The organism is Micromonospora sp. NBRC 110009 (assembly GCF_030518795.1).
Lineage (GTDB): Bacteria > Actinomycetota > Actinomycetes > Mycobacteriales > Micromonosporaceae > Micromonospora.
On the sequence record NZ_CP130427.1, the window covers coordinates 6718653 to 6741879 of the forward strand.

At 68.9% G+C, this 23227-nt stretch carries 19 protein-coding genes; 12 read left to right on the forward strand and 7 right to left on the reverse strand.

Translation table 11 applies throughout. The annotated features are described in order from the left end of the window. Nucleotides 1–50 precede the first annotated feature (50 nt). The 5 genes from Q2K19_RS31690 (at nt 51) to Q2K19_RS31705 (ending at nt 8133) form a co-directional block, all read left to right on the forward strand. Complete coding sequence (locus tag Q2K19_RS31690; RefSeq protein WP_302766008.1) at nt 51–1265, forward strand: helix-turn-helix domain-containing protein; 1215 nt, start codon at nt 51–53, stop codon at nt 1263–1265. Between the two features lie 73 nt (nt 1266–1338). Then, entirely contained in the window at nt 1339–2328 is a 990-nt protein-coding gene (locus Q2K19_RS31695) for a DUF932 domain-containing protein (RefSeq protein ID WP_302766009.1), read from the forward strand. 262 nt (nt 2329–2590) lie between these two features. Further along, entirely contained in the window at nt 2591–3619 is a 1029-nt protein-coding gene (locus Q2K19_RS31700; protein ID WP_302766011.1) for a C40 family peptidase, read from the forward strand. Between the two features lie 633 nt (nt 3620–4252). Further along, the gene (locus Q2K19_RS33465; RefSeq protein WP_368046120.1) at nt 4253–4804 is read left to right on the forward strand and encodes a helix-turn-helix domain-containing protein; all 552 of its coding nucleotides are present in this window, start codon (nt 4253–4255) and stop codon (nt 4802–4804) included. Nucleotides 4805–5127: 323 nt separating this feature from the next. Beyond that, nucleotides 5128–8133, forward strand: a complete 3006-nt coding sequence (locus Q2K19_RS31705; RefSeq protein WP_302766012.1) for a family 16 glycoside hydrolase — start codon at nt 5128–5130, stop codon at nt 8131–8133. A gap of 155 nt (nt 8134–8288) precedes the next feature. Here Q2K19_RS31705 and Q2K19_RS31710 read toward each other — a convergent pair whose 3' ends face one another. Continuing rightward, a complete protein-coding gene (locus Q2K19_RS31710) occupies nt 8289–10952 on the reverse strand; it encodes a LysM peptidoglycan-binding domain-containing protein (RefSeq protein WP_302766013.1) in 2664 nt (887 codons plus the stop codon). A gap of 271 nt (nt 10953–11223) precedes the next feature. Between Q2K19_RS31710 and Q2K19_RS31715 the strand changes: the two genes are divergently transcribed. Then, nucleotides 11224–13146 (forward strand): Hsp70 family protein, encoded by a 1923-nt coding sequence (locus Q2K19_RS31715; protein ID WP_302766014.1) that lies wholly within the window; start codon nt 11224–11226, stop codon nt 13144–13146. A gap of 83 nt (nt 13147–13229) precedes the next feature. Here the strand turns inward: Q2K19_RS31715 and Q2K19_RS31720 are convergent, their stop codons facing one another. Further along, a complete protein-coding gene (locus tag Q2K19_RS31720) occupies nt 13230–13616 on the reverse strand; it encodes a hypothetical protein (protein ID WP_302766015.1) in 387 nt (128 codons plus the stop codon). A gap of 230 nt (nt 13617–13846) precedes the next feature. Here Q2K19_RS31720 and Q2K19_RS31725 point away from each other — a divergent pair, with 230 nt between their 5' ends. The 3 genes from Q2K19_RS31725 (at nt 13847) to Q2K19_RS31735 (ending at nt 15233) form a co-directional block, all read left to right on the forward strand. Continuing rightward, the gene (locus tag Q2K19_RS31725) at nt 13847–14191 is read left to right on the forward strand and encodes a hypothetical protein (RefSeq protein ID WP_302766017.1); all 345 of its coding nucleotides are present in this window, start codon (nt 13847–13849) and stop codon (nt 14189–14191) included. Between the two features lie 211 nt (nt 14192–14402). Beyond that, nucleotides 14403–14603 (forward strand): hypothetical protein, encoded by a 201-nt coding sequence (locus Q2K19_RS31730; RefSeq protein WP_302766019.1) that lies wholly within the window; start codon nt 14403–14405, stop codon nt 14601–14603. Nucleotides 14604–14624: 21 nt separating this feature from the next. After that, nucleotides 14625–15233, forward strand: coding sequence for a DUF4839 domain-containing protein (locus Q2K19_RS31735; RefSeq protein WP_302766020.1), 609 nt, complete (start codon nt 14625–14627; stop codon nt 15231–15233). Nucleotides 15234–15412: 179 nt separating this feature from the next. On the opposite strand, the gene Q2K19_RS31740 is transcribed toward Q2K19_RS31735, so the two are convergent. Beyond that, complete coding sequence (locus Q2K19_RS31740) at nt 15413–16096, reverse strand: hypothetical protein (protein ID WP_302766021.1); 684 nt, start codon at nt 16094–16096, stop codon at nt 15413–15415. After that, complete coding sequence (locus Q2K19_RS31745) at nt 16093–16356, reverse strand: ATP-dependent DNA ligase (RefSeq protein WP_302766023.1); 264 nt, start codon at nt 16354–16356, stop codon at nt 16093–16095. Before Q2K19_RS31745 ends, Q2K19_RS31740 begins: the two co-directional genes overlap by 4 nt. An 896-nt stretch (nt 16357–17252) precedes the next feature. Between Q2K19_RS31745 and Q2K19_RS31750 the strand changes: the two genes are divergently transcribed. Continuing rightward, nucleotides 17253–18728, forward strand: a complete 1476-nt coding sequence (locus tag Q2K19_RS31750) for an alpha/beta hydrolase family protein (RefSeq protein ID WP_302766025.1) — start codon at nt 17253–17255, stop codon at nt 18726–18728. 37 nt (nt 18729–18765) lie between these two features. Here the strand turns inward: Q2K19_RS31750 and Q2K19_RS31755 are convergent, their stop codons facing one another. Further along, nucleotides 18766–19542: a hypothetical protein gene (locus tag Q2K19_RS31755; protein ID WP_302766027.1), complete on the reverse strand. Its 777-nt coding sequence runs from the start codon at nt 19540–19542 to the stop codon at nt 18766–18768. A 571-nt stretch (nt 19543–20113) separates the two neighbouring features. On the opposite strand from Q2K19_RS31755, the gene Q2K19_RS31760 reads away from it, so the two are divergent. Beyond that, the gene (locus Q2K19_RS31760; RefSeq protein ID WP_302766029.1) at nt 20114–20632 is read left to right on the forward strand and encodes an excalibur calcium-binding domain-containing protein; all 519 of its coding nucleotides are present in this window, start codon (nt 20114–20116) and stop codon (nt 20630–20632) included. 184 nt (nt 20633–20816) lie between these two features. Then, the gene (locus tag Q2K19_RS31765; protein WP_302766030.1) at nt 20817–22082 is read left to right on the forward strand and encodes a RodZ family helix-turn-helix domain-containing protein; all 1266 of its coding nucleotides are present in this window, start codon (nt 20817–20819) and stop codon (nt 22080–22082) included. A gap of 117 nt (nt 22083–22199) precedes the next feature. On the opposite strand, the gene Q2K19_RS31770 is transcribed toward Q2K19_RS31765, so the two are convergent. Together Q2K19_RS31770 and Q2K19_RS31775 are read right to left on the reverse strand one after the other, a co-directional pair. After that, nucleotides 22200–22523 carry an STAS domain-containing protein gene (locus Q2K19_RS31770; protein WP_302766031.1) on the reverse strand — a complete coding sequence of 108 codons (324 nt, stop codon included), beginning with the start codon at nt 22521–22523 and terminating at the stop codon, nt 22200–22202. An 8-nt stretch (nt 22524–22531) separates the two neighbouring features. Next, nucleotides 22532–22930 (reverse strand): ATP-binding protein, encoded by a 399-nt coding sequence (locus tag Q2K19_RS31775; protein ID WP_302766032.1) that lies wholly within the window; start codon nt 22928–22930, stop codon nt 22532–22534. Between the last annotated feature and the right edge of the window lie 297 nt (nt 22931–23227).

Here is a 23227-nt window from a genome sequence, read left to right on the forward strand (position 1 = left end):
CAGAACACCGCCGGGCGTTCCAACCCCAGTTCCCAAGGAGGGAATCGCACATGGAGGACCTGTCCCTGACGCCTGCCACGCAGGCCGTCCTCGACGCCCTGACCGAACTCGGCCGAGGAAACGTCCACGAACTGGCCGACAAGTCCGGCAAGGCCCGGTCGACCACCGACAAGGCGATCAAGACCCTCGCCGACGCCGGTGTGATCGTCGCGGTGGACACCGACGCCGACCCGGCCGACGGCACGCCCACCCAGTGGACCCTCGCGGCCCGGGCGGAGGACCCCGCCGCTGCCCCGGACGACGTCGACCTCGGTGACGAGCGCACCTCCAACGCGGACGAAGCCGACCTCGCCGACCAGGACCTGGAGGATGCGGCCGACGAGTCAGGCACCGAGCGAACCGATCAGGCCGACGGCGGCGAGGTCGGGGCCGACCCGGACGAGGCCGGCGACGACGCGGAGGACGAGGCCGGCCAGACCGAAGACGGCGGCGAGGACACCGAGGACGAGGACAGCACGGGGCACGACGGGAGCCCCACCGTCACCGTCGTGCAGGCGACGCGTCCCGGGGACCGCAAGGTCATGGCCATCAAAGGCGTCCTGGCCGACTACGGCGACGACGGCGCGACCCTCGACGTGATCGTGGCGGAAAGCGGCATCGGTCGCCCGACCGCGACCCGCCTGCTCACCGCGATGGAGCAGGCCGACGCCGCCCGCCGCCTACCCGGCCTGCCGCAGCGGTGGATGCCGGGCCCCACCAAGGCCAGCGAGGTCGACCCCAATCCCGAGCCGCCCCGCTGCCCGCTGTGTCACCAGGTCATCCGTGGGCTGGCGAACGCGCCAAGCGCCTCGGCGGCCGTGCTGTCCCTCATCCGGTCTGACGGCACGCTGCACATCGTCGGCCCGGACGGTGAGACCCACGTCGTCACCCTGCCCACGCGCACCCGCGGGACGGGCGTCGCCAGGAGCGAGGGCCGGCGCGGCGACGGGACCGTCAACACCGACGGCAGCCAGCCGTTCGGCCGTGGCGAGCTGGAAAAGCTCACCCTCGACGTCCTGGCCGCCAACCCGGGCCGTGCGATGACCCCGCAGGACATTGCCACCGCGATCGGCGGGCAGCTCGACCGGACGGTCAGCTCCGGGGCGGTGCGCAACAACTGCACCAAGGCCGCCGCCGCCGGCCGCATCCTCCTGGTCTCCGACGCGCCGCTGACCTTCGCCCATCAGACGCCGGGCGACGACAGCCACACCGCCGAGCAGTCCTGACCCCAGCAACCCCACCCCATGCGGGGGCCGAGCCCGTTGGGCTCGGCCCCCGCAGCATCGAGAGGAGCAACCCGTGCCACACGAACTCGAAACGTTCGCGGACGGAACGACCGCCTTCGCCAGCGCCCGCCTGTCGGCCTGGCACCAGCTCGGCACCGTCACCCAGAACACGATGAAGGCCGAGGAGATCATGGCCGCCGCCCGACTCGGCGACTGGGGCGTCCGCACCATCCCCACCGTCGGCCTCGACACCGTGGACGGCGTCGAGGTGCAGATTCCCGCCGACGACAAGCGCATGACTGTGCGCCGCAACCCCGTCACCGGCGACACCGAGTACCTGGGCATCGTCGGCACCGACTACACGGTGGTCCAGAACGAGCAGTGCGCCGAGATGCTCGACCGCCTCGTCGATCAGGTGGGCGGCGCCCACTTCGAGACCGCCGGTAGCCTCCGCCGCGGCAAGAGCGTGTTCGTCACGATGAAGCTGCCCGACGCGATGGAGATCGCCGGGGTGGATCGCCTGGACATCTACCTGATCGGTACCACCTCCCACGACGGCACCGCCGCCCTGCGGGTGGACGCCAGCCCGATCCGAGTCGTGTGCGCCAACACGCAACGCGCCGCCTTCCGGCGTGCGGTCGGCCACTACACGTTCCGGCACACCTCCAACGTCAACTCCCAGATCAGCCAGGCCCGCGAGGCGCTGGGCCTGATGTGGAAGTACGTGGAGACCTTCGAGCAGGCCGCCGAACGGATGCTGCAGACCGCGCTGACCATGCGCGAGTTCGAGAAGGTCGTCGCGCAGGTATGGCCGGTCAAGGACAACGCCTCCGAACAGACCAAGAACAACGCCAAGCAGCGGCTCGGCACCCTCAAGTACCTCATCCGCGAGGCCGACACCCAGAAACTGATCAGTGGCAGCCGCTGGGCTGGCTACCAGGCCATCACCGAGTACCTCGACCACTACCAGCCCGCGAAGAACGACACCGTCCGCGCCAACCGGGTTGTTACCGGCAACGTCGGTGATCTGAAGGTGGCCGCCTTCGACCTGCTCAAGGTTTGACCTTCCTCATCCAACCCGAGCTGGGGGTGGCGGTCGCCCGTGCCGCCGCCCCCTGCCCGCAGAAGGAACACACCCCGTGGCACAACCGCGCGCACGAAGTGGGGACCGGACCGAGCGGCCAGCCGATGAACAGGCACATCCGCCACCCACGACCCGCGGCAGTCGGTCTATCCACCGCCTGGTCCGCGTCCTCGCGCCACCGTCCCCGGCCGCGCGTCCGCGCGGAGACCAGCCTTTTTTGTGTTCACAGAAGGGCAACACCATGATCAAGACCGTCATCGGAGCGGTCGCCGTCATCATCGCGGCCTGCTTCGGACTACCCATGCTGCTGCTGTCGGCCATCACAGGCGGCGGCACCAACGGATGCGAAACCTTCGTCCCGCCCGCAGTGCGCCCCTCCGGGCAGCCGCCCGGCGCCGGCAACTGGGACACCGAGCAGTTGGAGAACGCCGCGACCATCATCGACGTCGGCCTCGCCAAAGGCGTACCCCGCTGGGGTTGGGTCATCGCCGTCGCCACCGCCATGCAGGAATCCGGCCTGCGCAACCTGCCCCACCTCGGCGACAACAACGACCACGACTCCATCGGAGTGTTCCAGCAGCGCCCGAGCCAAGGCTGGGGCAGCGTCGCGCAGTTGTCCGAGCCCGCCTACCAGGCGGGCAGATTCTTCGACAAGCTTCTGACCGTTTCCGGCTGGGAGTCGATGCCCCTCACCCAGACCGCCCAGGCGGTCCAGGCCTCGGCCTTCCCCGACGCGTACGCCAAGTGGACCGATGGCGCCGTACGCCTGGTGGAGCAGCTGACCAACACCCCGACGAACTGCGCCACCGATGCGCCCGCCGCCCTCCCGGACGGGTTCGCGCTTCCCGCCAACACCCCGCGCGCCGTCACGACCGCCATCTTCTGGGCCGTAAACCAACTCGGCACCCCGTACCACTTCGGCGGATCATGCACCGACCCGCACTCCGACAACCCCGACAAACAGTGCGACTGCTCATCGCTCATGCAGGCGGCGTACCGAGCGGCCGGCATCTCCATCCCCCGCGTCACCACCGACCAGGCCAACGCCGGGAAGCCCGTAGCCGACCCGGCGCTCCTGATCCCGGGCGACCTCATCCTCATTCCCGGCAGCCAAGGCACCATGGCCAACCCCCGTCACGTCGGCATGTACCTCGGCGAAGGACTTGTCATCCAAGCCCCGAAGACCGGCGACGTCGTGAGGATCACTCGGCTGAGCAGTTGGATCAATCAGATCGCAGCGCTTCGTCGCATCGTTGCCCCCGCCGGGTGAGGGCTCATCGAGCCTCGCTCCACTGGACTGCTGATCTTCAGCAAGCACTTTGACGTGCGGGAGCATTCCGCTCCGATCGGTGATCGCCGTCGACGGAGCGGCCCCGCACCATTTACGCCGCCGGGCGACGGGCGACGTCGGTACCGCATCCCGCTGCAGCCGCTCAGCCACTGATCTGCGGCGCCGTTGACGTCCGCCGACGGTCCCGCTGACGTGGCTTGACCCTGGCGACGGATTGAGCGTGGATCAGGTCCGCCGGTGGCAAATCCGTCGGCGACAGTCCGCACCATCACCCAACCGCCCAGCAGGGCCTGCTGACGAAGAGGCGTAAGCGATGGCCACTCCCGTGTTGGGCCCACAAGCCCTGCGATAGATCCCTGCTGTGAGTGATCGCAAGACCCGCCTTCACCGCCATCCTCAGGTATCCCGGCATGCACGCCCCCGCGGCTGCCGGGGCCCGGCTCCACGCCGATCGTCGACAGATTCCCGGGCCGCGGTGAATGACGCCGCAGCAACTGAGTTCGCCTACGTATTGCACCGCCGCACCGGTAGTGCCGGCGGTTTCAACCCAGAGATCGGTCCGGGGCGCCACGACAGGCGCCCCGGACCCTGACGGACGGAGATACGCAAGCCATGAGTCAAGCCGTCAAGGCTGCCCTGCTCTCCACGAGAGATCTTGGGAAGAACGAGCGAGCGGTGGCCATCGCCATCGCCGCCCATGCCAACCATGAGGGCAGCGCCTGGCCATCCGTGGCCACCCTCGCCGAGTACGTCGGCTGCTCCGAGCGCACGGTGCAACGATGCCTGGCCAAGCTCGTGCAACTGGGTCGTCTTGTCGTGTCGAAGGTCGCCGGCATCGCCACCCGCGTCTATCGGCTAGTGCATACGAATCGACGGACTACAGCCGCAGTGGGGGTGACAGAACAACCGGCGGGGGTGACACATTCGCCTGCCGGGGGTGACAGCCAGAGTGTCACCCGAAGTACTGAAGACCAATTGAAGGGCGACGCGCCGGGATGGCGGCGGTTTCTGTTGACGAGTCGGCGGGCTCCGGTGCCAGCCGGGACCGACTGGCGATGCGCGGCCACGCCAAACGCCGGCCGCCGGTGCCAGCGGCCTGGGCATATTGGTCAGCCCGCTGGCCGCTGCGTCCCCTGCCGTTCCGAGGCGATCGAGCGCAGATGAACGGCCGGACCGGCTGACCAGGTGCTGTCGGCTCTGCGGTGGAACTTCGTCGCGCTGGTCGACCATCCGGGCGCCCCGATCATCGGGCAGGGCAATGCCGTACTGGCCGAGCTGATCGACAAGCCCTGACTTTCGGCGGTTCGGCACCCATCCCGGACGGGCCTACTTTCATTCAAGAATTCAAAAGTTGAATCGTATCGATCTAAAGATTAGCGTGTGGCGCATCGATCTTTTGTGCTGCGAGATCGAAGACGCCGGTCCAAGGGAGGCGAGCCCCACCGATCCTCCCGGCCGGGCCCCCACCACTCGCACCAGGAGGAACCATGACCGCACCGAACGGCCGGCACCGACGCCGGAGAGCCGCGCTCGCGGCCGCAGGTGCCGCTTTGGCGACCCTGCTCGCTGCCGTCCCCGTCACCCCGTCCGCGGCGGCGCCCGTCAACGCCGACGTCCCGCCCCAGGAACCCGGCGTCACCCTGCGCTCATACGACATGGGCGTACCACTGTCGGCGCTGTGCACCCTCAAACCCGCACAGACTCCGAACGTCGACAAGCTGATGCCGCAGATCAACTGGACCAGCACCGACGAGTTCGGCCTGTCCGACCGGTTCATCAGCCACGCCATCGCCAACCTCACCGTGCCCACCGACGGGGAGTACACGTTCCGCCTCACCAGCGACGACGGGTCGCGCCTGACGATCGACGACAAACTCGTCGTCGATCACGACGGTCTGCACGGCGAGACCTCCAAGGAAGGGTCGCTCACCCTGACCGCCGGCCCGCACCCGTTGTTCGTCGAGTTCTTCGAGAACGGCGGCGGCCAGGTGCTGCGGCTGGAGTGGCGTCCCCCGGGCGCGAGCGGATTCGAACTCGTGCCGACCTCCGCGTTGAGCACCGAGGCCGACGTCGTACGCGTCACCGCCCCTGGATGGAAGTACTGCGAGGGTGCGACCGACTCGGCGGGAGACGGCCTTCCCCTGGATCGGGTGCACCCCGGCTACACGCTCACCGACCTGCGCCCCGAAGGCTTCAAGCCGCAGGTCACCGGCATGGCCTTCCTGTCCGACGGCGACCTGGTGATCTCGACCTGGGGCGGCACCGACAACGCGACCGGCGAGGTCTACCTGGTCGAGGGCGTCACCGGCAAGACCGGCCCCGAACAGGTCACCTACCGCAAGTTCGCGCAAGGGCTGCGCGAGCCGCAGGGAGTGGCGGTGGTCGACGGCACCGTCTACGTCAGCCAGAAGCACGAGCTGACCGCCCTGCGCGACACCGACCGCGACGGCGTCGCCGATGACTACCGGACAGTGGCAACCTGGCCGTGGGGCGGCAACTTCCACGAGTTCGCGTTCGGCCTGCTCTACCGGGACGGGTACTTCTATCTCAACCTGTCAGTCGCCATCAATCTTGGTGGCGCCACCACCGTGCCCCAGCCGGCGCGCAACCGCGGCACGTCGATCAAGGTGAACGCCGCGACCGGCGAGATCACGTACGTCGCCGGCGGCCTGCGCACCCCCAACGGCATCGGCTGGGGACCGCGCGGCGAGGTCCTCGTCACCGACAACCAGGGAGGCTGGCTGCCCGCGAACAAGCTGGTCCAGATCAAGCAAGGGGCGTTCTACAACCACTACACCACCCCCGCGGGCCCGTATGACGACAAGGCGGTGACCCGTCCCATCGTCTGGCTGCCACAGAACGAGATCGCCAACTCGCCGTCCACGCCGGTGCTGCTGAAGCAGGGGCCGTACGCGGGGCAGCTGGTCGTCGGTGACGTGACCTACGGCGGCCTGCAACGCGTCTTCCTGGAAGAGATCGAGGGGCAGTACCAGGGCGCCGTGTTCCGGCACACGCAGGGCCTGGAGTCCGGCATCAACGAGGTGACCCTCGGCCCCGACGGCGCGCTCTACGTCGGCGGCCTGGGCGCCGGCGGCAACTGGGGCCAGGAGGGCAAGCTCACCTACGGCCTGCAGAAGCTGACACCCAACGGCACCTCGGTCTTCGAGGTCAAGCAGATGCGCGCGTCGCATGTCGGATTCGAGCTGGAGTACACCGAGCCGCTGTCTGCCGAGACCGCGCAGCAGCTCGCCGACGCGTACCAGGTGGAGCAGTGGCGCTACGGCGCCACGAGCCAGTACGGCGGTCCGAAGCTCGAACTGGAGACGCTCAAGGTGGCCAAGGCCGAGCTGTCGGCCGACGGCCGCACGGTCAAGCTGCAGATCCCGGGCCTGAAGGAGAACCGCGTGGTGCACGTGCGCTCCCCGCGTCCGTTCTCCTCCGCCGGCGGCGAGGAGCTGTGGAACACTGAGGCCTGGTACACGCTCAACGAGATCCCGGGCCGCGTGGTGCAACCGCAGACATTCTTCGAGGCCGAAGAGGGCCGAACAGTCGCGGTCGGTATGGCCACCGACCACGCCGCCTACTCCGGCGCGGGCTTCGCCGCCGGGTTCACCGAGAACGGCTCGTCAACCCGGATCTCCGTCGACGTCGGCGAGAGCGGCAGCTACGACCTGGCGATGCGCTACAGCAACGGCCCGAACCCCTACTCCGGGCAGAAACAGCTGAGTTTCTACGTCAACGGCGAACGCGTCGAGCAGACGATCTTCCCCTCGACCGTGACCTGGGAGGAATGGGGGACGGTCACCACCACCGTGCCGCTGAACAAGGGGCGCAACGTGGTCGAGTACCGCAAGGAGGCCGCGGACTCCGGACACGTGAATCTCGACGTGCTCGCGGTGCGGCCCCACGGCAAGCGCATCACGCTGTTCAGCGGACGCGAGCTCACCGAATGGCAACACACCGACGGACGCGAACCGACCTGGACCGTCGCCGACGGCGCCACGACGGTGCGCAACGGTGACCTGCGCACGTTGCAGGCCTTCGGGGACTTCCGCCTGCACCTCGAGTTCAACCTGCCGCTGTACCCGCCGGACGTGACCGGCCAGGCGCGCGCCAACAGCGGCGTGTTCCTGCAGGACCGCTACGAGATCCAGATACTGGACTCGTTCGGCATCGACCCGCCCCAGAAGAACGACGCCGCGGCCATCTACAACCAGAAGGCCCCGGACGTGAACGCGGCGCTGCCGCCCGAGACCTGGCAGACGTACGACATCGTCTACCGGCAGGCCCGCTACGACGCGGCCGGCAAGAAGGTCGAGAACCCGCGCGTCACGGTGGTCTGGAACGGCGTGAAGGTGCAGGACGAGGTCGAGATCCTCGGCCCGACCGGCAGCAGCCGGCCCGAAGGCCCGGCGACGGGTGCCATCCGGCTGCAGGATCACGGCAACCCGGTCCAGTACCGCAACATCTGGATCGAGCCCCTGGACCTGTAGGTTCGCCAGCGATCAGAACGCGGGCGGTCGGGTGCCGGTTCGCCGGCCCGGCCGCCCGCGGCCCTGCCGTCGGGCACTCCGCCACTGATGGTCACTGCTCGTCGCTTGGATCTGGCGTCGGCCCGTGCCCAGTTCCGAGGCAGTGTCAGTCGTGCTCATTTTTCGGCCACGCTGCCATGGAGCCGGGTGGCCAGGGCGATGGTCTCTTCTTCAGGTTCGGCGTCGAGGTCGGTGAGGACTTTGGTGAGGGCGCGTAGTAGGGCAGGGACGCCGTCTGCGTCGCCGAGGGCGTGGCGGGCGTGCATGGCGCGGGTGTAGAGGGCTTCGTTGTAGTGGTCCAGGTTGATGGCCTTGTCGAGCAGGTCGGATGCGGCCTGCGGGTCGCTGTCGATGAGGTCGTCGGCGAGCAGCAGGTGGGCTTCGGTTCCCCACCGGCGTACGGCTTCGCGGTGTGGTTGGAGCCATTCGTAGTCGTGGCCGTCGGCCAGTGGCGCGGTGTAGAGGTCACAGGCGGCGGTGAGCAGGTCGCGGCGGCGTGGGCCGGTGGCGATGGCCGCGGTGCGCAGGAGGTCGCGAAGTGTCCAGACGTCGACGTCGACGGTGGCTGGGTCGAGTCGGTAGCGTCCTGCGGTTTTGATGACGTAGGCGTTTTTGGTGTCTGCGGTGCCGGCGCGGCCGAGGACGTGTCGCAGGTTGCTGGTGTTGGTGTGGACGCGTTGGTCGGCTTGGCTGAGGCGGGCGTCGGGTTCGAGGTATTCGCCGATGTCGCGGGTGGTGACTCCGTCGGGGTGGCAGGCGAGGAACACGGCGAGTTCGAGGGCCTTGGCGCGCAGTGGCCGGCCGGGTTGGGCGATGTTGTCGATCCGCGGCTCGCCGAGCACCCGGAGCTGTGCTTTGCGGGTGGTCGCGTCGTGCGGCTTGGTGACCGGGGCAGGCTGGTCCTCGGGCTTGGTGTCGGTTCGGTTGGTGTGCAGTGGGACGACCGCGACCGATACAGCGGGTGACGCGACAGCCGGCGGTTCCCCGGTCTGCGCTTCCCGCAGGGTCGTGAGGATCTGAATGGCCGTGTCGTGGTCGAGTACGGGCAGGCACGGTGGCATCGGCTCGGCCGCTTGGCCGGACGCGAGTGTCGCGTGGCCGTCGGGGCCTACCTCGACGGTAGGGCCGTGGGTCCATTCGCCGAGCAGCAGGGCGGAGACGTGCAGGTCGGCGCCGAGGGCGAGTGCGGTCTTGGCGCGCATGCGGGCGCCCGCGGGCGGGGTGTGGGTGATGAGCATGATCGGCGGCAGCGGTTCCTCGTCGGGGGTCTGCTGGCGCGGGGTGTCCAGGTCCGTGAGGGCGTGTTCGTCGAGGATGCGGCTGCGGTGCAGGAGTTTGGCTTCCATCACGGCGAGCAGGTCACCCGTGCTGTCGGCGATGTGCAGCCGTGGCCACCGGCCGAGTGCCGCCGCGTCGGGGCCGAGCAGTGTTTCCAGGGTGGCGGCGTCGATGATGACTTCGCCGCGTGCGTCGGGGTGGTGCGGGTCGCCGGACGCCAGGACTGCGACCAGGGCGGCGCGGGCCGCGGCGTGGGCGCCGTCGCCGACGATGCCGGTTCCACCGGGCGGCAGCGGCGCGAGGTCGGGCACGAATGCGGGCGGCTCGCCGTGGTGGTCGTCCGGTTGCGGCAGTTCGGGGTTGCGGGCCACGGCGCGGCGTAGCTGGAGTACTGGCGGTGGCAGTTGCGTGGGTGGGTCGGCGTCGGGCTCGCCGGTGTATCTGCGGCGGCGTTGCGCCCAGACCAGCGCGGCGGCGGCGCTGATCGCTGCGGCAAGTGACCAGGGCAGCCAATTTGACGGCGATAGCCGCACCCCGTGCTCGTCAGTTGCCGCGGTCGAGCCTTGTGTGTCGCCCGCGGCTGGCGAGGCGGACCGCGTCGCCGCCGCGGTGGCGGTGGCGGTGGCTATCGGGGTCGGCGAGGTGGACTCTACGGCGCTCGGGGTCGCCGATGCCGTGCTGCTGGGGATTGGTGCTGCTTCCTGATCGGGCGTGGCGGGCGGCACGGCAGGACTCGGCGAGTCTGAGGCAGTAGTTGGCGATGCCGACGGGGCCGCGGTCGTGGGTGATGGCGCGGGCGGTACGGGCAGGGTCGCCGGTGTGGCGGTCTCCGGTGGGCGGGCGCCGGCGGGGAGCCGCAGCTCCCAGCCGGGGTAAATGAGGTTGCAGTCGCGCAGGGTACCGCCGATTCGGTGGAAGTGGCGGTGCTTGTTCAGGCGGCAGATCTCCGGCCACCTGTCCGCATCGCCGAGCCACTCCTTAGCGATTCTCGACAGGGTGTCGTGCCGCTCGACGGTGTAGACGTAGCGGGTGTCTGCGACCCGGATCAGCGCAGGCCCTCGCGCGACCGCTTGCCGAGGAATCACACCACCGCCTTCAGCGGAGGCGACGACGGCCGCAGACCTGTCACCGCCCTCCCCTACGTTGAGGGATCCGACGGAGGTGACGGCGATAGCGGCGGTGCCGGCCAGGCCGAACACGAGCCGGTGCAGCGGTGCCGGAAGCCGCAGCGCCGGGATCCGCCACCGGGTCAACACCGCGAACAGCTCGGCGACCAGGAGCAGCGCGAACACGGCCCACAGCAGCCACAGCACCCAGACGGCCGCGCCCCCAAGAACGTTAGGGGTGAACCGGCCGCTCGGCTCGTCGAGCCAGGCGACGATCTGCGGCCACATCGGAAGCCGCCGCACAGGGTTACCAGCGACGATCCAGAGCAGCCCAGGCACGCCGACCAGGAAGATCAGGGCACCCACGACGGCGCGGATTACCCGGACCACGGCCACCGACCGCCGCCCTTGCGGCCGACGCGATGACGACCCGTGCGGCGCATAGACCGTGGGACGCGCATACTCGGCCAGCCGATTCGCTTTGTCCCCCGAATCCTGCGGCACTCTCTCGCCTCCACCCGCGCCGACGCTGACCTTCCCCCGCATACACGAGAATGACTGTCGATGGCCACCTCGCGTAGAAGGATTCTCACCATACGCGCACGAGGGATCACTGCGCGGGACTGGGGTTGACGATCCACTCCCCCGCCGGGAGAGACTGCCGCACATGCCAAACGGGGGCATCCGGCTATCCATCGACCTCAACTCGTCGGCCATCGCCGCCACCATCGACCGACACGGCGCCCGGATCCCCGTCATGCTCAACGGTCACCTCGTCATGCCGCACGGCGTCGCCCTCGACCCCACCGGCCACGTCCACGTCGGAGCGCCCCCAGCGTCCCAGCCGCCGGCGAACCACCAGTTCGTTGGCGACCCGCTGGAGCTGCTCGGCAGACCAGAGGCCGACCAGCCGATCGACGGCGTGCAACTGCTCGCCGCACAGCTGTGGCATGTCGCCGACCAGGCCGCCCGTCAGGCCGGTGAGCCAATCACCGCCCTCACCGTGACCATCCCACCGAACTGGGGACCCCGCCGCCGGACACAACTCGCCCATGCGGCAGCCCGGGCCAGCCTGCCCGCCCCGGCCATGGTCACCGCACCAGCAGCCCTCGCCGCCTACACCACAGCCCACGGGCTCACCGCACCTGACGGCTCCTGCCTTCTGATCTGCCAGGCCGACCGCCATCCGGTCACCCTGACCATCCTTCAAACAAACGCCGACGGATACCGCGAGCTGGCGACCCGATCGATCGACCTACCCCGCGACCTCAACCACGTTCTCGCCCAACGAATCGTCGACGCCGCCACCGAGGTCGACGACCCGCTGAGAGACGAGATAGCTCAACCCCCGCAGCACCCGGACAGCTCGGCGCTACTGGAATCCGTCCGCCAGGCCAGACAGCTCCTGATAACCCAGGAGCGCGCGCCGGTGCTGCTCCCCGCACCCCGCAACCCCGCGGTCATCACCCACGACGACGTCGCCATCGCCGCGCAACCCCTCCTCGACACGGTTCACGATGCGGTCCAGGACACCCTCGACGCGGCCGACATCGACAGCCAACACCTCAGCCGCGTCATCCTCCGCCAAGCCGAAGCAGTACCCGGCCTCCAAGACCAGCTCACCACAGCCACCGGCCTCACCCCGGTAGTCCTCGCCGACCAGTTCCACGCCCTCGCCGACGGCGCCCTGACGCTCACGGCACCACACCACCACACACCCACCGCCGCCAACACCCACCTACCACGGGTCCGACTCCGCATCAGGGACCTGACCAGCGCCCTCCTGCTCGGCGCCTGCTCCCTCACCCTGCTCCTTCAAGCCATCTTCACCGCGGACATCACGACCACATTCCTGCGGGTCGTCGGTGTCCGCACCTCCCTACCGCAACTAGGCGCCGCCGGCGCGCTCGCAATGCTCACGGCATTCGCCGTGGCGCACCTCGCCCCCACCACCTGGCTCGCCGGCACACACACCACCGCAACCCCCGAACCCGCAACCGGCAGCCTCATCCGACGCGGATACCTCGCCGCCGCCGTCGGCGGCGCAGTCACCGCCGGCCTCTACGGCCTCGCCACCGGCACCTCCGTCCACTACGACTACAGCCCGTACCTGAAATGGACCCTCGGCTCGGCGCTACCCCTCGCCGTCTGCGCCGCCGTCATCGCCGCGACCGCACCCCGGATCCCCGCCAACGCCCTTCCCGCCTGGCTCGCGCGCACCCGGCCGGCGATCCTGCACGCCGCCATCGCCACCACCGGCACCTACCTCATGCGGGCAGCACTCACGATCACCCCACCCGTCGACCTGACCGGCATGCCCGGCCTCATCGGCAGCGCCGGAGCCGCGCTCCTCGGCGTCGCCACCGCCCTCACCGCCAGCCGAAGCCGCACCATCCGCACCGTGACGGCACCCGGCCTCGGGATCGGCTACGCCATCGTCTTCACCAACGACACCAACGGGGCGCTTATCGTCGGGTACCTCGTCGCCCTCACCAGTTGGGCGGTGTGGCTCGCCGGACACACACTGCGCCTCGCCTTCCCCACGGCCGGGCAGGCGCTACGCCGTCTGATGGACGGCAGGACCAGTTGACAACCTGCAGGAGCACACCAAGTAGGTGCCTGGCCTCCTCGAATTCGCCGGACTGCCTCCGGCTCCACACCAGCCTCTGCCTGTCACTTCCAGACGAACTCAAGCCTGTCGACATCGAGCTGCACCTGCCCGGCGCGGGTCGCCGGCTTCACGATGATTCGGTCCAGGACGAGCGCCAGCAGCTCTCGCCGCCGCTCCAGCAGCGCGTCGACCCACCACTCGGCCAGGCCCTCCGGCGTCATCGCCGGCAGCGCCTGCAACCGCTGCGCCTGAGCGATCCGCTCGCGCACCGCCTTCTGCTCGCGCTTCGTCTCGGCCTCGATCGCCGTTAGCGTCACCAGGCTGATTTCCCGCTTCGCGTACGCCTGCCCGGCCTCGACCAGCCGGTCCTCGATCGCCTGCAGGACCTCCTGCATCGTCTCTTCGCCCTTCATCGCCGCGCCGACGGCGCGCTCCAGCCGGGCCCGCACCTTCGACGAGGCCAGCCGGGCTAGGGCCCGTCGCGGCCACCTCCTCCTCCAGGCTCTGCGCGGCGATACGGATGCGGCCGCACCCGTAGCTGGCCGCCGACTTCGGGCCGACTGTCACGAACACCGCCCTGTTTCTGTACGAAGCAGGCATCGACATCCGGCTGGTCCGCTACCAGCTGTACCAGACCGCCGCCGGTGAGAAGGTCCTGTCCGTCGCGCAACTGCTGCCCGTGCCCGATGCCGAGGACTTCATGATCCGGCCCCGGTCCAGCGGTGCCACACCGGACGGCACTGAGTTGGCCATCGTCGTGCCCGATCTCGTCGACCAAGATCGGGATAGCATTCGCGCATGGCTCGGCACGGACCCGGACCGGGCACGAGTGCAGTGGCACAACGACGTCAACGGACCCGCCAAATGGGCCGCCGATGGGGAACGCTATCGAATCATCGTACTGATCCGGCACATCATCGAAGCCGCCACCGGACAGCCGCCACGAGCCCAACTTTGGCCGCCGAACTGGTATCGGACACCTGATGGACGGACCCTCCACCAGATCGCAGAACCTCTGCCGTAAACCACCCAAGGCCCTCGGCGACCAGAACTCCATTGCAGACAAGGTGGCTCTACACGGGGCTCGTACGGCGGGATGGGCGCGGCGCCGCGCGCGGACGGCGGCAGAGGCGCGCACGCGACCATGCTTGATGGGCGGCCCCGCGGCGGCGGTGTCAGACCTCGGTGATCTCGAAGCCGTCCGGCGCTGGGGTGCTCGGCACTGTCGTGATCGCGTGACCAAGGTGCGGCATCTGAAGGACTACCTCGACTGGGTAACGAACCTGATGACGGAGATGTCGAGTGAGCGCCTGGGATTGCCACTTGCCTACGACGGATTCGGGTCCGGAGCCTGCTCGGCACCTGGCCGGCACACCGGCCGCAGCGCGCTATCTCGGCGTTGCACCTGGCCGGAAGGGCCGCAGATGAGCCGCTGAGGACGCGGCTATGATCCACTTATGAGCAAGCAAAGGCCGCCGCTGACGAAGGAGCAGAAGGTCGGGTTTGGGGTTGCGGTTGGTCTGCTCCCCATTCTCGCCATCATCATCACTATCGGAGCGATCAACGAGAGGAACGCGCCGACGTCTCCGGCTGCCACCACGACGGCAGCCCCGGCAGCGCAAGAGCCGGGAGAGGCCGCGTCTTCGCCGACACGTGCGTCTGCCGAGCCCAAGGCCGAGGCGGTCTTGACCGTGGAGAACAACAAGGATCTCGCAGCGCTCTTGGCAGCGGTGGAGGACTACGACCTGTTCCAGGAGTTCGCGGTCAAGTACGAGGGCCGAACCATCAAGTTCGATGGCATCATCGCCGCAATGAACCATCACGGCGATTACAAGACGCGGTACGACATCTTGGTCCTCGCCGGAGATAGCGTCGGCTCGGGAGCGACTGGGCCCAACTTCCAGTTCAGAGACGTCAACATCACCAGCGATCTGCGCCTCACGGGTTCGAACATCCCCGAAACCATTGGCGTGGGGCAGAAGCTTCGCATCACTGCTGAGGTAGAGGGCTATGCCGGGAACCAAGACCTCTTCCTGCTCGATCCGGCTTCCACTGAGGTGAGATAAGACTGTGGCTGTAAAGAAGGCGCGGCGAGCTGCGTGTCGGCCGGTGCTGGCCGCGCCGGCGTACGGCCGTCGAAGAGCTGCCCGGCGAGGCGAGCCTTTCAGGGACATAGCCGTACGCCGCCCAGTCAGCCGGTGAACGTTTCGGGGCCGCAAAGCACTCGTCAACTGAGCACGGGCTGTTATCGGTAGAGCGGCTGGTCCTGGGTGGGGTCGGCGGGGACCACGTCGAGGCGCGGGTCGCTGGTGAGTTGGCTGATCAGCGCCCGAGTCCCGCCGATCCCGGCCCAGTGCGGATCGACGTCCTTGGCCACGCACCAGGCGTGATCAGCGGGCCAGGCGAACGCCGGCTCGGCGTTGCTGAGACGACGCTGGCCCGGCCACCCTGCTGCGGTGTCCCATGCGCCGACGTCGGCTAACGGCCCTCGAAACAACCAGTACGCACGGTTGGGCACCACAACCTTGGGTGCCCGCGGCATCGAGGGCGGGGCAGCGGGTGTGGGCGCCAGTCCCGGTTGGCCGCCGGGCCGCCCGAGCGGGGCGATGTTCTCTTCGTCGATGTAAACGGCGTCGTTGTCGGCTGCGACGTCGGCGTCGCCGAAGCCTTCCCAGACGCAGAAGTAGCAGTCTTCGGGGGTCGTGGTGTGGGCGGCCAGCACCTCGAAAAGGGTGGGCAGCTGGTCGGCCGGCCAGTCCGCGTCGACATCGTTCTCGCTTTGGCCGGGGCGTGTCGGATCGGGCAGGAACCGAAGCCGCGCGTAGGCGTCGAAGCCCGCAGGGCCGAGGCCCACAAGCTGCTGCCACGGCAGGTCGCTATGGGCGATCCAGTCGGCGGCCGACAGTTCTCGACAGAAGTTGAGTGTCACGTTCCGGTTGTACCGCCAAGCCCGTTCGTCCGCCCCCGCTCCCAGACCACCAGTTTCCCGTCGAGCACCACACCGGGCGGGACGAGGGCCCGCACCGCTCGGGTGATGTCCGGGAAGTACGGCGTCAGATTCCTGCCGGCCCGCGACTGCAAGTAGACGTCGGAGGCTCCCCGAAAGGCCAGCGCCCGCCACCCGTCCCACTTCGGTTCATTGACCAGGTTCGGCCCCTCGGGCACCGAGTCGACCGGCGCGGCCAGCATTGGGGCGACAGGCCGGCGTAGCACCAGCCCACCTGGCGACGTTTCCCACCGCCAGGCCGGGCTCACCCCCTCCAGCCCCGTCCGCCGACACCGCGGGCGCCACTCATGCGTGTCCCTCCCACGCCATCGGCGGGCAGTGGGATCGAGCCCCGGGCGAAGATCAGGCACAACGAATGCATCGGATTGCCGCGGTTGCGAGTCGCTTCCCCTGCGCTGGTCCAGTGCCTGGTCCTCTTGGGCAACGTTCGGCGGACGGAGCCTTCAATATGGACACCCGGACGGTAGCGTGACAAGATCTCCGATGAGCCGGCAAGCTCGCATGACCATGGAGCTTTCGTGGGGCTATTTCGGCATTTTTGGCCCATGGGGCCAGAAACCAGAGAAGGCTATGAAATCAAAGCCTCCTCATTTTCGTCGCGAATGTAGCGCTTGGCCGCTGCCACCCCGTCAGCCAGTTGGTGAAAAGTTCAGGCGTTGACTTGGCATCGCCATGCGAGCACCATCAGTGACGCATTCAGAGTCGACAGAACTAGGCGGCCCGGGTAAAAGACCCCGAGAAGCAGAGACACGATCGTTGACAAACGATCATGTCAACACGCTCGCGCAGTTCTTGTCGACACAACCTTCCGCGGTATCCACAACCAGCGGAGGGCAGTGACACCAGATGCCGCTCGGCGCGCATCGCGACCCGATTTGCGGAAGCGGCACCGTTCCTTATCCAACGCATAGTCCGCGTCTCAGGAACGTTCTGATGTGAAATCCCGCATGCTGGTCGCCGTCGCGGCCCTTTTCATCCTGCTCTGACGTGCCCGCGCCCCGCCCTCGCAATTAGGCCGGTGCGGCCATGTGTCACGACTACGCGAACCGCGCGTAGCGCTCCCATTAAGGAGACCCCCATGTCCAAATCAAAGCGAAGACTCAGAGGGGCGGCATTCACGATCGTCGCAGTAACCGCGCTCGCTGCCGTACTCACTCCGCCGCCCTCCGCGTCGTCGGCCGCCGGCTGCGACAAGGCGCCGACCGGCGTGCAGGTCAGCGATCACTTCCTGCCCTTCACCGTCCCCGCCGGGCTGATGCCCGACCCGCAGTTCGACGGGCTCCCGGCCGAACTGCAGGTGCATCGCGTCCAGCCGGTTTACGCCCACGGCAAGTGCCACTCGGTGCCCAACCGGGCCGCGGTGCTGATCCACGGCCGCACCGTGTACGGCCCGGCCTCGTTCGACCTGCGACAGCCCGCCCCCGAAGGCGGCGAGCTCAGCGTGCAGAAGGCACTCGCCCGGGCAGGGATCGACACCTTCGCCCCCAACCTGCTCGGCTACGGCCGCTCGACGCGCTTCGCCCACGGCCTGGACGATCCGGGCAACGCAAGCCTGCCCGGCTACAACCCGGACGGCGTCACCTGCTCGAACCCGGTGGGGTGCGACCGCACGCATGTCCCGGTCTTCCCCCTCAATCAGCAGGGGGCGGCGCAGGATCCGACGTTGTCCACCAATCCGCTTGGCGGACAGCTGCGGGCGCACTCTAGCCACGTCCGGTTCGCCCGAACCGACACCTTCGTACGCGACATCCGTCAAGTCATCGACGACGCCATCGCGCGGGCGCAGCCGTCGGACGGCAAGGTAACCCTGGTGGGCTACTCGGCTGGCGCGCAGTTCGTCGGCCGGACGCTGTACGCGGCCAACCCGAACCCGCTCCTTCCCCACAGCGACCAGTACATCGCCAAGGTCAACCGGGTCGTGTTCGCGGCGTCGCTCTTCGGCTTTTCGACCGAGGAACCGCCGGAGGCGGGCTTGGCTACCTTCCCGCTGCACGTCTTCGCCGGTGGCGGACCCGGGAGCCTGCCGGCCGACCGCGAGGCGGCGTGCACCGGCCGGGTGGTCCCGGGCAGCCGGGAGCAGGTCGCGGCGCAGATCCGGGAGGAGGATCCTGTGGGCGCCCAGTGGGGCGGGACCATCGCCGGGCACCCGACCGGCGTCGCCCGCAGTCCCGTTTTCTCCAGCTACGGCTGGAACACCGAAGTCGCAGCACAGCTGACCCCACCCACACTCGTCATCCACGGTCTTGAAGACTTCCCGCCGACGTCGCCGGCGAACGCGGACGCCATCTACACGGCCGCCCAGATGACGAACAAGGTTCTGGTAAAGATTGCGTGCGGAAGCCACACCTTCTTGTGGGAGGGCTGCTCCGGGACACGCTGCACCCCCACCTCCGGCACCCCCTACGGAGGCAAGATCGGCGCCCCTTGGGCTGGCCCGCATTCCACGTTCAAGGCGGCGTTGATCGAGTGGATCACGCGTGGAACCTTCAACGGCGCCCCGAGCGGACAGTTCGCCGTCAACGAGAGCGGAGTGGCGAGCGCCACCGGGCCCTGAGATCGGCTGGCGTTCGACGGTATGAAGAAGGCGCGGGTCACGGTCGGCGATCAAGCCGTGGCCCGGGCCCTCTTCCAGACGCGGTGGGGATGCGCTTCCCAGACGTCGCGGAGGCCTGTGATGGTAGGGCGGCATGAGCGGAGCCCGAGCCCGGTGCAGGGCCGGCGGCGGCGGACGCGGTCGCCGGCGCGGTGGCGGCTGTGCAGCCGGAGCCGGCGCCGGCGATGGCGGGACCCGTCACGGCGCTGCGCGGCTGATCGGGCTCGCCGGGAGCATGGAAATTGGCGATCGCCGAGATGGCGGCTGTCACCCCGGCGACCATGGCGAGACTCCCCGCCGTGACGATCGCGGTCAGTGGGGCCTGATCCGAGGTGAGCATGACCGGCGGCGAGGGCCGCGCATGCTGGTGCGCGGCGATCACCTGGTCAAGCTGAGCCACGACGGCTGCGCGCTCGCCGATGGCGGCGGCGAAGGCCAGGGTCACGTGGAACCGGAATCCGTCGGCGGCGGCCGGCGGCAGCAGCAGTCCCGAGAGTCTTTGCTCGTCGACCGTGTGGATCAGGGTGAACGGTGCCCGCCGATCGTGTGCCAGCCCGCTCAGCCGCGCGTAGGTCCACTCGCGTAACCCATCGTGGCCGACGAAGACGACGGCGCGATTAGTCACGACCACCATTCCCGCGTCGATCACGTGGAGCCCGTCTGCAAGCACCGGGTTGAGGGTCCCGTTGGGCGTGGGCAGGACCGCCCGTTCGGGCTGGGGCAGGCCGGCGATGTGGCGCCCCTCCGCCTCGATGAGTTCGGCGGCGGGCAGCACGGTGAAGACGGCCTCGTCGGGGAAGAACTCCAGAGCGAGACCGGCGGCTGCGTCCGCCGACCCCCTGAACTCAGACGCCGCCGCTCGCAGCCGCCGCAGCTTCGTGTCCGGCTGGTGCCACGCCTCCAGCGCCGCGTCGTACGCCCGTTGCTGCCGCTCGTTCGTCCGGTCGGCCCACCGTTCACGCCATCCGCGCAGGCCGATCGGCTGTGTCTTCCACACCCCGGGTGGCCTTCTGTGAAGATGGCTCTTTTTTGGCGTCACACCTGGTACAACCCACCCAAGACCACACGGGACACGGCACAAACATCAACGCGCCTGATTTGACCAGGAAAGCGCGGAAATCGATGTAGGTGAACGACGCCTTCTGCCTGCCGCATGGGCCCGACGTGCGTCAGCCTGGGCCCGTGGCCCCGGCACTGCCATCGCGCCCAGCCGCCGATAATGACCAGGTCGTGGCGGGGCGTGTGTCTCACGTTCCGACCGTGTCCCTACGTCGACTCGCGGGCATCCCCGCTAGGAGCCGCCACCAATGACGACACCTACACCGTCCCCCGGCCGCGCACACGAGGTGCCCCTGGACGACACCGCAGTCCTGCCCGTGTTCGCCGCGCCCGCCGAGACCAAGAGGAAGACGCTGCCGTGGCTGCTCGCCGGCGCCGCTGCCGTCGTCGGGCTGTGCTGCTGCGGCGGAGTGATCATGGCGGCCAATGGCCTCTCCCCCACCGCGGCGCCCACCGCCAGCACGACGCCCGGCAACCGCTTCGTCGACGGCATCCCCAATCCGAGTCCGTCCGCGCCGAAACCGATCACACCGACCCCTCCTGCAGCGGAGGAGACACCGGCTGACCCCGCGACCACCGTTCGCACGCCCCCGGGCCAGGCCGACGGCCACGCGCACAAGCAGTCCCGCACCCGCTCCCACCACCACCCGGCCAAAGCCGCCGCCCCCGCCGACGACCGACCCTCGATTCGCCACGTGCAAAGAGGCGAACGCAGCCGGCTACGGCCCATACGCAGGGGCATCGACCCCGAGTACGCCTGGTACCGCGATCCGAACGACGACGGCCTGGTCTGCGAACGACGATAGGGCCTACGGCGTGATCGGGCGGGCATGCGGGAATCGGTTCTGGCCAGCTCAATCCAGCAACGCCCGGACGGCAGCGGAGGTGGTCTGTCGCCTGTTCGCGGGATGGTCCGGCTGGACTTTTGGCTGATGGTGAGTATGGTCAGCTAGCTGTCCGAACCTGTGCGTTCAGAGGAGGCCGGCGACCGTGGCCGAGAGATCGACCGCTCGCCCCGCCGATGGGGCTGCCCAAGTACACGACGGCCCAAGTGACGTAGACAGCTGGATCGCTCACCTGTCGCGGCCAGCAGAAGGCGACTTCGACACTGACGACGAGTGGCCGGAGGCTGCCGCGCCGCAGTGGCGCGAGAACGCGTCGGACCCGTACGAGGAGTCGTGCCAGCCCGCGGACACGAACCAGGAGCAGGAGCAGGAGCAGGAGCAGGAGCAGGAGCAGGAGCAGGAGCAGGAGCAGGAGCAGGAGCAGGAGCAGGAGCAGGAAGGCTCGCACGCACGGCACCGGGCAGACCAGCAGTACGAGGAATACGAGCAGTACGACGGGGCCTACGGTCAGGACGAGCACGCGTACTGGGGGTCCGACCCACTGGCCGAACCCGCACCGGCGGGCTACGAGACCGACCAGACCTACCGGCCCGACGAGCACGAGCAGGCCTCGTGGGAGGAACGGCAGGCCCAAGCGCCGTACGGACCGATCGATGCCGGTCCAGTCCACGAGGACGCGTATGCCGCGCTGCAGGACACATACGTCCCGGAGATGGGCTACGCCGCCCGAGAGGAGCATTACCCGCACGACGATTACGCCGGCCCCAACGAGTACCGCTACGGCGGGTCCGCCCCGCAGGAACCCGAGGCGGTCGACGACTCTCCGACCCGGGTGCTGCACATCCCGGAGCTTGATGCCCGCCCGCGGCCAGCGAGCCGGCGGCGCTGGCTGATCGCGGTCGGCGGGCTCGCGTTGGGGGTACTGGTCTGCGCTCTGGCATTTACCTGGGGGTCGGACGAGCGGGAAGGCGCGCCGCCGCTGGTGATAGCCACCCTTTCGCCCGAGGCGTCCGAGGAGCCGATGGCCATCCCGGAGATACCGTCGGCGACGCCAAGCACCGCGACCCCGCGCAGTTCCTCCACCACGCCCAGGACCACACCGAAGGTCACGCCCAGCGCCGCACCGTCGGTCACACGTTCCACCACGCCAGCGCAGACCCGAAGCGCAGGTCCGACCGTACTCGGCCCGTCGAGCAACGATGGCGTGGCGAACATGGCCCAGGGGTACTGCGATCGGCACGCCGCCGGGAGCTCAGCGCAGCCGCGCAACGACGGCCGTTGGCAATGCACGAGGGTTCTCCTCACGTCCGCCGTCGACATGGACGTCGCCTGCCGCGACACGTACGGTTCGGGCGCCTACGCACGAACGTCGAATCCCGGCGACCCGTACGCCTGGCGCTGCTACCGCTGACCACCCGCGGCCCGGCCACCGATAGCCCGATCTCCGTCCGGCACCCTACGACCACATCAGGCATCTATCGCGTTGCCGATGCTTTAGGAAGCGACCAGGAAATTCGGTGCGCCGGGTCTAGCCGTCGGAGTCGGGCTCGGCGAGCAGTGGCAGGATCCCGGTCATCGCCAGCACGCGCCGGACATGGCCGGTGGGCTTGACCAGGGCGAGGCTGACGCCCATGTCCGTGGCACGGCCGTGGGCGTTGACGAACGCGCTCAGCACGGTGGAGTCGATGAAGCTGACCCGCGCCAGGTCGACCTGGACGCGGGACGCTAGGGCGATCGCGCCCTGCAGGACATCCCCCAGCGGGCTGGCTGCGGCGATGTCGAGTTCGCCGAACAGCGTCACGACGGCGGTCCCGTCGCTCACCGTCGTCTCCGACTGCCACGTCTGTTCCACGCCACACCTCATCCGTTCCCGCTCGACTGTATGCCGGGGAGGCGGGCGGTGACCGTTGCTGTCGTCCCGTGCGGCCCGCTGTCGATGACCAGGCTGTCGGTGAGCTGCTGGGCCAGCCACAGGCCCCGGTGGCCCAGAGTCCCGTGGCGCGGCAGCGCGATCGGAACATTGCCTGTTCCGGGACCATGGTCGATGACCTGACAGGACAGGGATACGGCGTCGCAAAGTAGGCGGAGCCGTCCACTGCCGCCACCGTGGCGCACGACATTGGTGACCAGCTCGTGCACGGCCAAGACGAAGTCCTCCAACCCGTCATCCGCGAGCCCGCCCGCGCCGGCGGCTTCGGCGACGTCGTGCCGCAGCCGCGTCACCGCCACCTCGGTGATCGATTCCGACAATAGAGTCACTGCACCCCGGACATCGTCCGGGGTGCCCCACCGGCCCCGACGTGGCCACGCCAGCTCACCTTGGCACCGTACAGTCGGTGGATGACCAGCGCATGTGATGGGACATCGGGTGGGACCACTTCAGGGCCTGCCACGGCCTGGTTCAAGCGGGTGCCCGCCTCTGCAGCTGCCCGGAACCCTGCCTAGTATGTTCCTCCGATGCGCCGCTGACGGGTTTGAGAGGTCGAGGTGCGCGGCCACCTGCCGGAGCGGTATGCCCCTCGCCCACCGGGGTTCCGCATGGCGCACAGGGAGGCC